General features: G+C 61.2%; 10 protein-coding genes. 5 read left to right on the forward strand and 5 right to left on the reverse strand.

Features of this window, described 5'->3' with window-relative positions:
• The first annotated feature begins 24 nt into the window (after positions 1 to 24).
• From QRN60_RS12025 to rpoH, 3 genes are all read left to right on the forward strand, one after another.
• Positions 25 to 1,047 (forward strand): RluA family pseudouridine synthase, encoded by a 1,023-nt coding sequence (locus tag QRN60_RS12025; RefSeq protein WP_004429992.1) that lies wholly within the window; start codon positions 25 to 27, stop codon positions 1,045 to 1,047.
• 287 nt (positions 1,048 to 1,334) lie between these two features.
• The gene (locus QRN60_RS12030) at positions 1,335 to 2,159 is read left to right on the forward strand and encodes a class I SAM-dependent methyltransferase (protein ID WP_020811946.1); all 825 of its coding nucleotides are present in this window, start codon (positions 1,335 to 1,337) and stop codon (positions 2,157 to 2,159) included.
• 166 nt (positions 2,160 to 2,325) lie between these two features.
• Entirely contained in the window at positions 2,326 to 3,228 is a 903-nt protein-coding gene (rpoH, locus tag QRN60_RS12035) for an RNA polymerase sigma factor RpoH (RefSeq protein WP_003491840.1), read from the forward strand.
• Between the two features lie 349 nt (positions 3,229 to 3,577).
• Here the strand turns inward: rpoH and QRN60_RS12040 are convergent, their stop codons facing one another.
• Both QRN60_RS12040 and QRN60_RS12045 read right to left on the reverse strand, forming a co-directional pair.
• Complete coding sequence (locus QRN60_RS12040; RefSeq protein ID WP_165000630.1) at positions 3,578 to 5,875, reverse strand: hypothetical protein; 2,298 nt, start codon at positions 5,873 to 5,875, stop codon at positions 3,578 to 3,580.
• Positions 5,876 to 5,945: 70 nt separating this feature from the next.
• Complete coding sequence (locus tag QRN60_RS12045; RefSeq protein WP_004429984.1) at positions 5,946 to 7,244, reverse strand: adenylosuccinate synthase; 1,299 nt, start codon at positions 7,242 to 7,244, stop codon at positions 5,946 to 5,948.
• A gap of 241 nt (positions 7,245 to 7,485) precedes the next feature.
• On the opposite strand from QRN60_RS12045, the gene QRN60_RS12050 reads away from it, so the two are divergent.
• Positions 7,486 to 8,373: an EamA family transporter gene (locus QRN60_RS12050; RefSeq protein ID WP_162692636.1), complete on the forward strand. Its 888-nt coding sequence runs from the start codon at positions 7,486 to 7,488 to the stop codon at positions 8,371 to 8,373.
• A 92-nt stretch (positions 8,374 to 8,465) separates the two neighbouring features.
• Here QRN60_RS12050 and QRN60_RS12055 read toward each other — a convergent pair whose 3' ends face one another.
• A complete protein-coding gene (locus QRN60_RS12055; RefSeq protein WP_060723664.1) occupies positions 8,466 to 8,999 on the reverse strand; it encodes a transglutaminase-like cysteine peptidase in 534 nt (177 codons plus the stop codon).
• Positions 9,000 to 9,665: 666 nt separating this feature from the next.
• On the opposite strand from QRN60_RS12055, the gene QRN60_RS12060 reads away from it, so the two are divergent.
• Positions 9,666 to 10,250 carry a transglycosylase SLT domain-containing protein gene (locus tag QRN60_RS12060; RefSeq protein ID WP_004429977.1) on the forward strand — a complete coding sequence of 195 codons (585 nt, stop codon included), beginning with the start codon at positions 9,666 to 9,668 and terminating at the stop codon, positions 10,248 to 10,250.
• A 168-nt stretch (positions 10,251 to 10,418) separates the two neighbouring features.
• Here the strand turns inward: QRN60_RS12060 and QRN60_RS12065 are convergent, their stop codons facing one another.
• Complete coding sequence (locus QRN60_RS12065) at positions 10,419 to 11,033, reverse strand: alpha/beta hydrolase (protein ID WP_111834089.1); 615 nt, start codon at positions 11,031 to 11,033, stop codon at positions 10,419 to 10,421.
• Between the two features lie 256 nt (positions 11,034 to 11,289).
• On the reverse strand, positions 11,290 to 12,234 hold the full coding sequence (locus QRN60_RS12070) for a VOC family protein (RefSeq protein WP_004429973.1): 945 nt from the start codon (positions 12,232 to 12,234) through the stop codon (positions 11,290 to 11,292).
• Positions 12,235 to 12,302: the final 68 nt, after the last annotated feature.

A 12,302-nucleotide genomic window follows, 5' to 3' on the forward strand; every position in this document is an offset into this window, starting at 1 on the left:
TGCTGATGGATCGGAAAAATAAGAATGAACGACCCCTTTAAACAAGGCGGAGACGCAAGGAAAGTCCTGATTGCCGGGGAAGACGCCGAAGGCCGCCTCGATTCCTGGCTGGCGGGCGAGGTGAGCGGCGACTTCTCCCGCAGCCGCCTGAAGGCGCTGATCGAGCAGGGCGCGGTTTCTCTCAACGGCCAGCCGGTGACGGAGCCGAAAAAGAAGGTGCATCCCGGCGATCGCATCGAGATCGTGATGCCGGAACCGGAAGACCCGGAACCCAAGGGCGAGGACATTCCGCTCGACGTGGAATATGAGGATGAAGACCTGATCGTGCTCATCAAGCCCGCCGGGCTCGTCGTGCATCCGGGCGCCGGCAACTGGACGGGAACGCTGGTCAACGCCCTCATCCACCATTGCGGCGACAGCCTCTCCGGCATTGGCGGCGTCAAGCGGCCGGGCATCGTGCACCGGCTGGACAAGGAAACGTCAGGCGTCATGGTCGTGGCGAAGAACGACAATGCCCACCGGCATCTCGCCGCGCAATTTGCCGATCACGGCCGCACCGGACCTTTGGAGCGGGCCTACAAGGCCATCGTCTGGGGCCGCCCGCGCACCCTGCGCGGCACCATCGACGCAGCACTCGGCCGCAGTGCCGACCGCACCAAACGCGCCGTCAAACACGAGGATTCGGATGACGCTCGCGAGGCGATCACCCATTATGAGGTGATGGAGCGTTACCATGAACGACCGGACGCCACCTGCCTCGCCTCGATGGTGGAATGCCGCCTGGAAACCGGCCGCACCCACCAGATCCGCGTGCACATGGCCCATATCGGCAATCCGCTGATCGGTGATCCCGAATATGGCGCCGCCTTCCGCACCAAGGCGAACCTGCTGGAAGAACCGGCAAAAAGCACCGTTGGCCGCTTTCCGCGCCAGGCGCTGCATGCCTATCTGCTCGCCTTCGAACATCCCCGTACAGGCGAGGTGATGGAGTTCGAAACCGACCTGCCGGATGACATGGAAGCGCTGCTCGCCGCATTGCGCGGCTGAAAAACCCGCATGGCGCGGTCAAAAAAACTGCGCCATGTATTTCGCCGGAAGCCCCGGATAATAAAAAAAGATTAGCGGATAGCGATATTCCGCAGTCGGTCCTTTTTATAGACCGCCCCAATTTCGCTTCAATCGTCACACCTCCTCGGCCCCCGCAAAGCTTGAAACCGCCGCCGTGAAAACCGTGGCCGCACAAGAGCTTGGCGACCACTGACGCCGCAGGAAACGCCGAACGTTCAATTCGCCTCCCTCGAACGGAACCGGCATGATGACGGGATCTCTCGCGAATGAATATCGAAGACCGCCAGTTTATATTTCAGGAGTTGCGCAGCGTCGAAGGCTATATCGATCCGCCCGATGCGCTTGTCTTCAAGGCGCTGCTGCAGGCGCAGACGAGCCGGGGTCTCGATGGCGGCATGGCGGAAATCGGCGTTTATTATGGCCGCTCCTATTTCCTGCTGCGCAAATTCGCCCAGGCACAGGAAAAGGTGCTGGGCGTCGACCTGTTCGATCTCGACCCGCCCGAAGATGGTAGCCTCGACCAATATGAGCGCCTGATGGAAAACGGCCGCCGGCTGGGTTTTGCGATGGATGAGGAACTGATCATCAGGGGCGACAGCACGCGGCTGGCACCCGCCGACATCACCTCGAAGATCGGCCCGGCCCGTTTCTTCAGCATCGATGGCGGCCACCACCTGCACCATGTGCTGGCCGATGCGAAACTGGCGATGGAGGTGATCGCGCCGCACGGCGTCATCGTCTTCGACGACACCTTCAACCCCGCCTGGCCGGAGGTGACGGTGGGCGTCGCCGATTTCCTTCGCACCCATGGCCATAACCTCGTCTGCTTCGGCATGACCAAATACAAGACCTATGTCTGCCGGCGGGAATTTCACGCGACCTATGCCGGCGCGATTGCCGCCGATCCCGATCTGCAGGGGTTGGGCCATGTCGAGACGCAGTTCCTCGGCTCGAAGGTGATTCGCCTGCACAATCCCATGCGCCGGCGGGTCATGTATGAGCTGATGGTGCGCTCCGGCCTTGGCGGTTTTTCGGAACGAATCTACCGTTCGAAAGTTAAACAGGTCAAAGAGGGTGTCGCCTCAACATAACGCATGTGTGAACGCAGCGTTCGCTTGAAACGCGGCGGGCGCGTACATATCTGTCACATGGGTTCGTGCGGGGTCGGTAACGACCCGCAGCTTACGGTGCGCCTCCGGTGGGTTAATCGCCGACCAAAGAGGGTGCCGTTCCAGACCATAGATAAGGGGGTGCTTTATGGCCCGCAATAGTTTGCCTACGATTACAGCCGGCGAAGCCGGTCTCAATAGATATCTCGACGAAATCCGTAAATTCCCGATGCTGGAGCCGCAGGAAGAATACATGCTTGGCAAGCGTTACGCCGAGCATGGTGACCGCGACGCCGCCCACAAGCTCGTCACCAGCCATCTGCGTCTCGTCGCCAAGATCGCCATGGGTTACCGCGGTTACGGCCTGCCGATCGGCGAAGTCGTGTCCGAAGGCAATGTCGGTCTGATGCAGGCGGTCAAGAAGTTCGATCCGGAACGTGGTTTCCGTCTGGCCACCTATGCCATGTGGTGGATCAAGGCTTCGATCCAGGAATATATCCTGCGCTCGTGGTCGCTGGTGAAGATGGGCACGACGGCCAACCAGAAACGCCTGTTCTTCAACCTGCGCCGGCTGAAAGGCCGCATCCAGGCGATCGACGACGGCGATCTGAAGCCGGAACACGTCAAGGAAATCGCCACCAAGCTGCAGGTTTCCGAGGAAGAAGTCATCTCGATGAACCGCCGCCTGCATGGCGACGCCTCGCTGAATGCGCCGATCAAGGCGTCCGAGGGCGAATCCGGCCAATGGCAGGATTGGCTGGTGGATGACCATGAAAGCCAGGAAGCCGTGCTGATCGAGCAGGACGAACTGGAAACCCGCCGCCGCATGCTGGCCAAGGCCATGGGCGTGCTGAACGACCGCGAACGCCGCATCTTCGAGGCCCGCCGGCTTGCCGAAGACCCGGTGACGCTGGAAGAACTCTCCTCCGAGTTCGACATCAGCCGCGAACGCGTGCGTCAGATCGAGGTTCGCGCCTTCGAGAAGGTGCAGGAAGCGGTGCAGAAGGAAGCGCTGGAAGCCGCGCGTGCTTTGCGCGTGGTGGATGCTTAAGGCGACACTCTCTTAAGGAGAGCACGCCATCCACGAACGACATCATCCTCGGCCCTCGGCCGAGGATTTTTTATGTGTGAAAGCCAAACGGGGATAAATGTCCGGCAACGCCCGTTGCCAACCGTTGAGCCCTCACCATGACAACCCATCGACCGTCATTCCAGCCTTAAGAGCCGGAATCCAGGCGACGCGCGTCTGCGCGGCGAGAAGAGTCCTTTCAGCCCAAGGGCTAGGGCTGGCTGGATACCGGCTCAAGGCCGGTATGACGGAAGAGGGAATCTCGCCGGGCAATAAGCCAGTGCTTGGATATGTTGAAATGTTAAGGGCGGCCTGGGCCGCCCTTAAATCATCACTGTCCGGTCGCCGGCGCTGCCGCCGCCCATTCGCTGAGCGCCTTGTCGAAGGCGGCGATGCCGTCATTGCCCTTTTGCAGGGTCAGCAGCGCACGCCGGCCATTGCGATACGACACCGGAATATCGATCCAGTTGCGGCTCTTCAGAAGCTCCAGATTGGTCTTCATCGCATCCGGGAAGTCGTTGAGCGCGATCATGTGGAAATCGTCGGTGATCTTGGCCGGAACCGCGATCAGCGCGTTGCCGCGATCCTGCTCGGTGCTCTTCATCGCAATGCGCTGGACACTGTCGATGGCGCCACCTTCGAAGCCGGGCGAAACCGAGAAGACGATCTCGATCAGATGGCTCGCCGGCAGCGACGGATCGGTATTGCGCTTGAAGGTGATGAGCGCGCTGAGGCCACGGCCGGGAACCGTGATCTGGCCCTGCACGGTGGGCGAAGGTTTGCCTTCGCCGTCACTTTCCTGTTGCAGCGACCAGGAAACGCTGCCCTGAATGGCGGTCGGAACCGTCTGGCCCAGCACTTCCTCATAAAGGAACATGCGGTCGCCGGTAGCGGCAGCGGCAGGCTGCTGCGCCGGCGGCGTGCCAGCCGGGGTTCCGGCGGGCGCACCGGCATTATTGGCCGGAGCCTCGCCCGCGGGCGGCGGCGCGACATTCTGCTCATAGACCGACTGGCCTTCGGCCGTCACCGGCTGGCCGTTCGCACCGGCGGCAGGTCCCTCGTCACGCTCGGTGCCATCGGCCAGAAGCCGCTGGGTAAACTTGGTGCCGGTGACGGAGCCGTCATCGCCATGGGTCGGGGTCTGATGGTTGGTCGGGGTTGTCGGCTGCTGCCCGGTGGCGGGCGGCTGCTGGGTCGCCGGCGGTGTCGGCGTCTGCGCCTCACCCGTGCCGTTCGAAGAGGTCTGGGTGTTGCCGCCGTTCTGTGCGGAACTGACCAGCCCGCCTACCATATCGTTCAGCGCATCGCGGTTCATCCACACGGCATAACCGCCGCCGGCAAGCAGCGCCACGCCGACAAGGGCAAGCACCAGCGACGCATAGTTGCGACGCGGTTTCTTCTTGACCATATAGGCGGGCGTCGCGGCGGCAGCGCCCACGCCATTCGTTTCGTCCGAAGCCTGACGGGTGGACGGCGACGCGCCGTCATAACCGATCAGCTCGTCCAGATCGTCCCAGGGTGTGCGTTCCTTATTGTCCTTTGCCGCGGCCTGATCACCGAAGGGATCGTTATCCGCGCGCGGCAGCGCCGGCGCGTCCTTGGCGGGAATGGCAATATCCGCATCCTGGAAGTAAGACGAGAAATCCTCGACCACGGCTGTCTTTTTCGGAGCCTGCTCTTCCGTCTGGCGATGTTCGTCAAAATCGTGCCGACCACCAAAGGCGGGCGCGTGCTCCACGGCGGCAGGGCCCAAATGGTCGTCCGCCTCGCGACGCTCATCGTCTTCGTAAGGGGCCGGCTCGAAGCTTACTTCCGGTTCCTGGTAATGCTGCGCAGCGTAACCGGCAACGAGCGGACGTTCGTCGGTCTCGTTGCGAACCTCTTCATATTCCTCGGCGGCCGGACGCAGATCGTCATCCCGCGCTTCATCGAGCTTGCGCCAGTCATCCTCATCCACCGGCTGTGCCCAATGGGAAGGAACGGAATCATCGGCGGGGCCGGGCGCCGTTTCAGGCTCCGGCTGTTGAGCCGGCTCTTCATCCGCCCGCGTGAAATAGGTGCCAACGGCCTCGTCGGAAACGTGTGCCGGGGCCGGAGCGGCATGAACCGTTTCCGGCGCATCATAAAGCTCTTCCGGCTCGTGTTCGCCGTGACGCTGCTCCTCATCGGCAACGGCTTCGACGTGCCGGGGCTCTTCCTCTTCGGCCGGTTCTTCGTAAACCGGCTCCGGCTGTGCAGGCTCGGCGGGTGCGGGCTCTTCATAGACCGGCTCGTGCCGTTCCTCTTCCTGCTCAGCCTGTTCCACAGGTTCGGCGGCGCGGGCCTCGTCTGCGTCGGCAGCATCCTGCTGGTAGTAGGATGCCGCCGTCTCTTCGGCTGCCGGGGAGATAGCGTCATCATCCTCAAGCGCGGGAAGCGCCTCGGCATATTCGCTGTCGACCTCGGCAATGGCGGCGTCCAGCTTGGCGATCTGCCGGCGCAACAATTCTTCCGGCGGACGTGGCTTCATATTCTCGAGTTGGCGCACAACCGCACTGCGCGCCTTGTCGTAAACCTTCGCCCGGTTTTCGGGAGTATTGTTCGCCAAGCCATCCACGGCCTTGCGAATGACTGCTACAAAATCCGCCATAAGCACTTTCTCGTCGTGACCGGCGACGTACCGGCCCGATATGGTTTATGAATCTAGATCGCCGAGGACATTAATCCTCAAACGGATCAGTCACAAGTATGGTGTCGTCACGCTCCGGACTTGTCGACAGAAGCGCGACAGGCGCCCCGATCAATTCCTCGACCTGACGGACATATTTGATTGCCTGAGCAGGCAAATCCGCCCATTTTCGGGCACCGACGGTAGATTCTTTCCAGCCTTCCAGCGTGACGTAGATCGGCTCGACGCGCGCCTGCGCGCCCTGGCTTGCCGGAAGATGATCGATTTCCTGGCCGTCGAGCTTGTAGCCGACGCAGATTTTCAGCTCGTCGAGACCGTCGAGAACGTCAAGCTTGGTGAGTGCGATGCCGGTAATACCATTGGTGGCGACCGACTGGCGCACCAGTGCGGCGTCGAACCAGCCGCAGCGGCGCTTGCGGCCGGTGACGGTGCCGAATTCATGACCCTTTTCGCCCAGGAACTGGCCGATCTCGTCATTCAGTTCGGTCGGGAACGGGCCTTCGCCAACACGGGTGGTGTAAGCCTTGGTGATGCCGAGAATGTAACCCAGCGAACCCGGCCCCATGCCCGAACCGGCAGCGGCCTGGCCGGCAACCGTGTTGGAAGAGGTCACATAAGGGTATGTGCCATGGTCGATATCGAGCAGCGAGCCCTGCGCACCTTCAAAGAGGATGCGCGCACCGGCGCGGCGCTTCTTGTCGAGCAGCAGCCACACGGTTTCGCTGAACGGCAGGATGCGCTCGGCGATAGAGCCCAGCTCTTCCATAATCGTCTCATGCGAGACTTCGGCCGCGCCGAAACCACGACGAAGCGCATTGTGATGCGTCAGGATACGATCGACCTTGGCGGAAAGCGCCTCCATGTCGGCGAGATCCATGACGCGGATGGCGCGACGGCCAACCTTGTCTTCATAGGCCGGGCCGATGCCGCGGCGGGTGGTGCCGATCTTGGTGCCGCTGTTGGAGGCGGCGTCTTCGCGCATACCGTCCAGCTCGCGGTGCAGCGAAAGAATGAGGGTGGCATTGTCGGCGATACGCAGGTTTTCCGGTGTCACCTTGACGCCCTGCGCTTCCAGACGGCCGATTTCAGCGATCAGCGCATGCGGATCAACGACGACGCCATTGCCGATGACGGCAAGCTTGCCGGGACGCACGACGCCGGACGGCAGAAGCGAAAGCTTGTAGCTGACACCGTCGATGACAAGTGTATGGCCGGCATTATGGCCGCCCTGATACCGCACGACGACATCTGCCCGCTCGGACAGCCAGTCGACAATCTTGCCTTTGCCTTCGTCGCCCCATTGCGAGCCGACCACCACAACATTCGTCATTTCTTGCTTTCCTGCTCATGGCGCTTGCGCGCCCGATAACCCGATGGGAAACCCAAACCCGCGAATGTATACTGTGTTGTTTTACGGAAAGCGACCCTGTTTCTTATGGAGAATTTTGCTTTTTCCGTGACAAGGCGCGGATTTCCCGCATTATCTCGCCCCGTGGGGGCCAAGCGCGGGCGCAAGACCGCCATTCACCCCTTAGCCGTTTTCCCGCCCCGTGAAGAAGCGAAACATCAGCGTGCCCTCCAAAGCCTATATCGCCCTCATCATCGCCACGCTCTGCTGGGGCGGCAACACCGTTGCCGGCAAGCTCGCCGTCGGCCACATCAGCCCCATGGCCTTCACCTTCCTGCGCTGGGTCTTTGCCGTCGCCATCATCTTCGCCATTTCCGTGCCGCAGCTCATCAAGGACTGGCCGGTGGTGAAAAAGCGCCTGCCCTATTTCCTCGTGCTCGGCAGCGTCGGTTACACAGCCTTCAACGTGTTTCTCTACACGGCCCTGCAGCACACCTCGGCCATCAACGCCGCCGTCATCCAGGCCGGCATTCCCATGGTTATCTTCGTGCTGAACTTCATCCTGTTCCGCACCCGCGTGCTGTTCGGCCAGATCGCCGGTTTCTGCCTCACCATTTCAGGCGTGGCACTGCTCGCCTCGCATGGCGATCCGGTCTCGCTGCTGCAGCTGGAAATGAATGCCGGCGACGCCGTCATGCTGCTCGCGGTTCTGGTCTATGCCATCTACACCGTCATTCTGCGCTGGAAACCCACGGTTGACTGGCGCACGCTGATGGCCATCCCCGCCTTTTTTGCCCTTCTCACCTCCGTCCCGCTGGTTTTCTGGGAAATGTCGCGCGACAGCGTCATCTGGCCGGATCAAAAGGGCTGGGTGCTGGTGGTCTATGCCGCCATTTTTGCGTCGCTCATCGCGCAGATCCTCTACATCAAGGGTGTGGAACAGATCGGCGCCAACCGCGCCGGCCTCTTCATCAACCTCGTGCCCGTCTTCGGCACGTTGCTGTCCGTCTTCGTGCTCAGCGAAACCCTGCACACCTATCAGATCATGGCGCTCATCATGGCGCTGGCCGGCATTGCCGTGGCGGAACGAAAAAAATCGCCGGCATCCTGAACCCATAAGGGTCAGGAAAACCGGCGTAGTCTGGCAGGCATGAAAGAATGGAGCATCGGATCGAAAACTGTTTCCGATGCTCGAACGAGAGGTCAGAGCGCGGTTTCGCGCTCAGCCGGAGAAAGGACGGCGTTGCCGAGGACGATATCGCCCTTGTCGGTGGTAACGATCAGCACTTTTTCGAGCGATCCGTCATTGTTCAGCGAAAAGGCAAGGCGCAGGGCGCTCGAAGACCAGCCGGCGCCGGCGAGCGCAGCACGCTTGATCGCGGCGCAATCACCGCAATCGCCAAGGCTTAACGACGGCGTTGCCGGAACATCGGCTGCAAAACCGGAAAAATAATCATCGAGCGCGCCCATTGTGGCGTTCACATCGCGGTTGACGCGCAGCAGTTCCTCGCGGCGCTCGCCGGTCAGCGGCGCGGCGATGGTGGAAACGCATTGGCCGGCGGAAAGAACGCAGCCATCAAAACCACCCGGCGCGGAAATGCCGATCTGGGTGACGGCGCTTTTCTCGACGGCGGCAAAACCACGGGCAAAACCGGCAGCACCGGCCGCATCGGCATGGGTGGACATGGAAGCAACGGCAATTCCGCAGATGGCGGCAGCAATAATCTTCTTCAGCATTTCATACCCCGTTTTGCGATCCGCCGGCTTGTGCCGGTCTCGATTTCTGTTTCGTGGAAGCGTCTCTTTCAAAGGCCGCTCCCCGTCTGTGATCCCACAATGGCACACGACTGTTTTCAGCCGCTTTAAGCCGATTGCTACAATTTTATCGGTTTTCATTTTTGTACAGAGAACACTTTTTTTCGAATATGCGCCGGTATCGTCGCCGCGAATTCCGGGGCAACGTCGGGAAGCGATAAAGGGGCCGCATCGCTGCGGGGGGTATCAAAGGGTAGTGCAGGGTTTTGCAGACGATGCGGCCCCGGCTTCAAACATATGACCCGCCCACCAAACCGGTTCCTGTTTGGAGGATGGGCATATGCCGGCCGCCTCAACCGTGACATCGGGAAACTCCCCGGTTTCGGCCGCCTGCCCCGCCCATCCTGCGCCGCGCGCACGCCTGATAACCGGGATGGGCCGAGTATAGCCGGGCCGGCGGGACCGGGGATGCGCGGGGATAAACGCATCTTGAAAAAGGCGCTCGGGGGGCGGTTTCGCCCCATCCCGGACACAGGAATTTTCAGCGGGTTAACAGGCCCTTGATCGGCGGCATTTGAATTAACCTTGTCTTAAAACCCGACGTTAATGGTTAGCAATTTAAGAATAGCGGAACGAAAGGGTTCCGTTATGCGTGGCGTATCTGCCGTTGTTTTCCTGATGCTCGTTCTCGCCGGCTGCGCCACCGCACCGTCGCAGGTGACCAATGCCTGCGCGATTTTCGAGCAGCGGAACGGCATCTTCAACAATTGGCGGCGCGATGCGAAAGCGGCCGAGCGCGAGTTCGGCGTGCCCGTGCCTGTCATGATGGCGACGATCTACACCGAATCCGCCTTCCGCCCCTATGCACGGCCGCCCCGCACCAAGCTTCTCGGCTTCATTCCGTGGAAACGCCAGTCGACGGCCTATGGTTATGCGCAGGCGCTTGATGGCACATGGAGTGTTTACCAGCGTGAAACAGGCCGCTGGTCGGCAAGCCGCACCGATTTCACCGACGCCATCCACTTCGTCGGCTGGTATCACGCCAAGAGCCGTCGCGAAAACGGCATTTCGCTGAACGACCCCTACAATCTCTACCTCGCTTATTATTCCGGCCATGGCGGTTATGCGAAGGGCAGCTGGCGCAACAATTCCGCGGTCCAGAAGGCCGCCCGCCGCTCCGCCAACATGGCGATGCGTTACGAGGCGCAGCTGCAGCAATGTGGATATCGCTGAGGCTGGGGCGGGAATAGCCTAGTCTGCGGTTGCTAGTGCCCAAACCTCTCCTCCGTCGTCCTCGGATCAAGCCCGAGGATGACGTCGAGTTTGTGTGACGCTTTGTCAGGAACTGACATGCGCCTGAGTTCCCCACCTGAGGGAGAAAGCCGATAGTAGCGGCGCACTTTACGCCCCGTAAGCCGCCAGAAAACCCCTGACCGCATCGATCTCGCCGGAGCGGATTTCATGCCCACCCGGGTGCCACACGGTTTCCACCGTGCCGCCCTGCGCCTTGAGGTTCTGTTCCAGCGCCTTGGTCAGCGGTACGGGGCAGATCGGATCGCGCTCACCGGCGGTGATCAGCACCCGGCGCGTGGCTTTGGCGGGGGAGGTCTTCGGCTCGAACGGGATGAGCGGATGCATCAGCACCGCAGCATCGAAAAGCTCGGGCTGTTCGATCAGCACATTGGCAAGAATATTCGCGCCATTGGAAAAACCGAGGCCGATGACCGGACCGGCCTGATAATGCTCCCGGTTCGCCTTGACGAAATCGGCGAGCTTTTCGGTTGCGCGCTGAAGGTCCGCCATGTCGTAGACGCCCTCGCCCGTACGCCGGAAAAACCGTGCCGCGCCGTGTTCGGAAACATCGCCGACCGGCGAGAGAATGGTGGCCTCAGGCAACAGACGCGAGCCGAAATCGAAGAACTGGTTTTCATCACCGCCGGTGCCGTGCAGCAAGACGAAAAGCGGAGCACCCGCAACGCCGGCGCGGGATTTGTGGAAATAGCTGTCCTTGGTCATGGGAGAATCCTTTCTGAAAGGAGGAGGTTCAACGGCTTCCGCGCGGCCTCTTCGGCCAGGCGGGGCGATCAGATGGAGCAAACGGATGCGGCTTGTTTCTTCTCCCCGCCGGGGAGAAGGTCGCGGCAGCGGGATGAAGGGGGCACGGGTGCGATCTATAGCTGACGTTGCCCCCTCATCCGACCCTTCGGGCCACCTTCTCCCCAAACGGGGAGAAGAAATACGTGGCAATGTCCTGCCAAACGCTATCGAGCGGTTAAACCGCCTTCTCGTCGCCCAGCGGCTCCAGATGCTCTTCCAGCACGGAGCGCAGATGCGCATGCTGGGTCGGCAGCTTCAGCGCCTCGCCGAGATGGGCGGTGTCCTCGTCGCGGTCGAAACCGGGCTCGTTGGTGGCCACCTCGAACAGCACGCCGCCCGGGGTGCGGAAATAGATCGCCCAGAAATAATCGCGGTCGATGACAGGCGTCACCTGATAGCCGGTATCCATCAGCGCTTTGCGCACCTCCAGCTGCTTTTCGCGGTTTTCGACCGCAAAGGCGATGTGGTGCACGGACCCTGCACCCAACCGCGCGCCAGAGATATTCGGCATGGTTTCGATGTCGATAAAGTCAGCACCGTTACCGCCGGGCATACCGAGGCGCAGAACGCCGTCCTGGCGATCCACTTCCTGATAGCCCATGAATTTCAATAGCTCGGCCGTCGCACCTTCATCGCGAAGTCGCAACGAGGCACCCTGAAAGCCGTGGATCGCCTGATCCGCGCCGACGCCGTTGCCGATCCACTGCGCACGATTGTCGTCCCTGACTTCAACCAGCGCAAAACCGTCTCCATCGGGACCTGCGAAATGCAGGCGCTTGTTGCCAAAGGCTTCATCGGCCTTCAGGCCATCCACGCCGGCCTTGGAAAGACGGTCCTGCCAGTAGCCGAGCGATCCCTCGGGAACGGAAAACAGCGTCGTGCCCACTTCACCGGTGCCGGGACGGCCACGAGCGATATGCGGGAACGGGAAATAGGTCATGACGGAGCCGGGCGTGCCGACTTCATCACCATAATACAGGTGATAGACGTCAGGCGCGTCGAAATTGACCGTCTTCTTCACCCGGCGCAGGCCGAGCGTATCGGTGAAAAAACTGTTGTTCTGACGCGCGCTCGCCGCCATCGACGTGACGTGGTGCAGGCCCTTGATCTGGTTGAGCATGATAAACCCCTTTTTGCCTGGCGAGCCTCATGGTTGGGCCTGCCCTGTTCATGGCGTAAAGATGGGGT

Origin of the sequence: Agrobacterium sp. CFBP2214 (assembly GCF_030209895.1) — a bacterium.
Classification (GTDB): domain Bacteria; phylum Pseudomonadota; class Alphaproteobacteria; order Rhizobiales; family Rhizobiaceae; genus Agrobacterium; species Agrobacterium radiobacter.

Coding starts and splice junctions, on each gene's coding strand:
- QRN60_RS12025 (WP_004429992.1), top strand. CDS start 25: ATGAACGACCCCTTTAAACAAGGCGGAGACGCAAGGAAAGTCCTGATT.
- QRN60_RS12030 (WP_020811946.1), top strand. CDS start 1,335: ATGAATATCGAAGACCGCCAGTTTATATTTCAGGAGTTGCGCAGCGTC.
- rpoH (WP_003491840.1), top strand. CDS start 2,326: ATGGCCCGCAATAGTTTGCCTACGATTACAGCCGGCGAAGCCGGTCTC.
- QRN60_RS12040 (WP_165000630.1), bottom strand. CDS start 5,875: ATGGCGGATTTTGTAGCAGTCATTCGCAAGGCCGTGGATGGCTTGGCG.
- QRN60_RS12045 (WP_004429984.1), bottom strand. CDS start 7,244: ATGACGAATGTTGTGGTGGTCGGCTCGCAATGGGGCGACGAAGGCAAA.
- QRN60_RS12055 (WP_060723664.1), bottom strand. CDS start 8,999: ATGCTGAAGAAGATTATTGCTGCCGCCATCTGCGGAATTGCCGTTGCT.
- QRN60_RS12060 (WP_004429977.1), top strand. CDS start 9,666: ATGCGTGGCGTATCTGCCGTTGTTTTCCTGATGCTCGTTCTCGCCGGC.
- QRN60_RS12065 (WP_111834089.1), bottom strand. CDS start 11,033: ATGACCAAGGACAGCTATTTCCACAAATCCCGCGCCGGCGTTGCGGGT.
- QRN60_RS12070 (WP_004429973.1), bottom strand. CDS start 12,234: ATGCTCAACCAGATCAAGGGCCTGCACCACGTCACGTCGATGGCGGCG.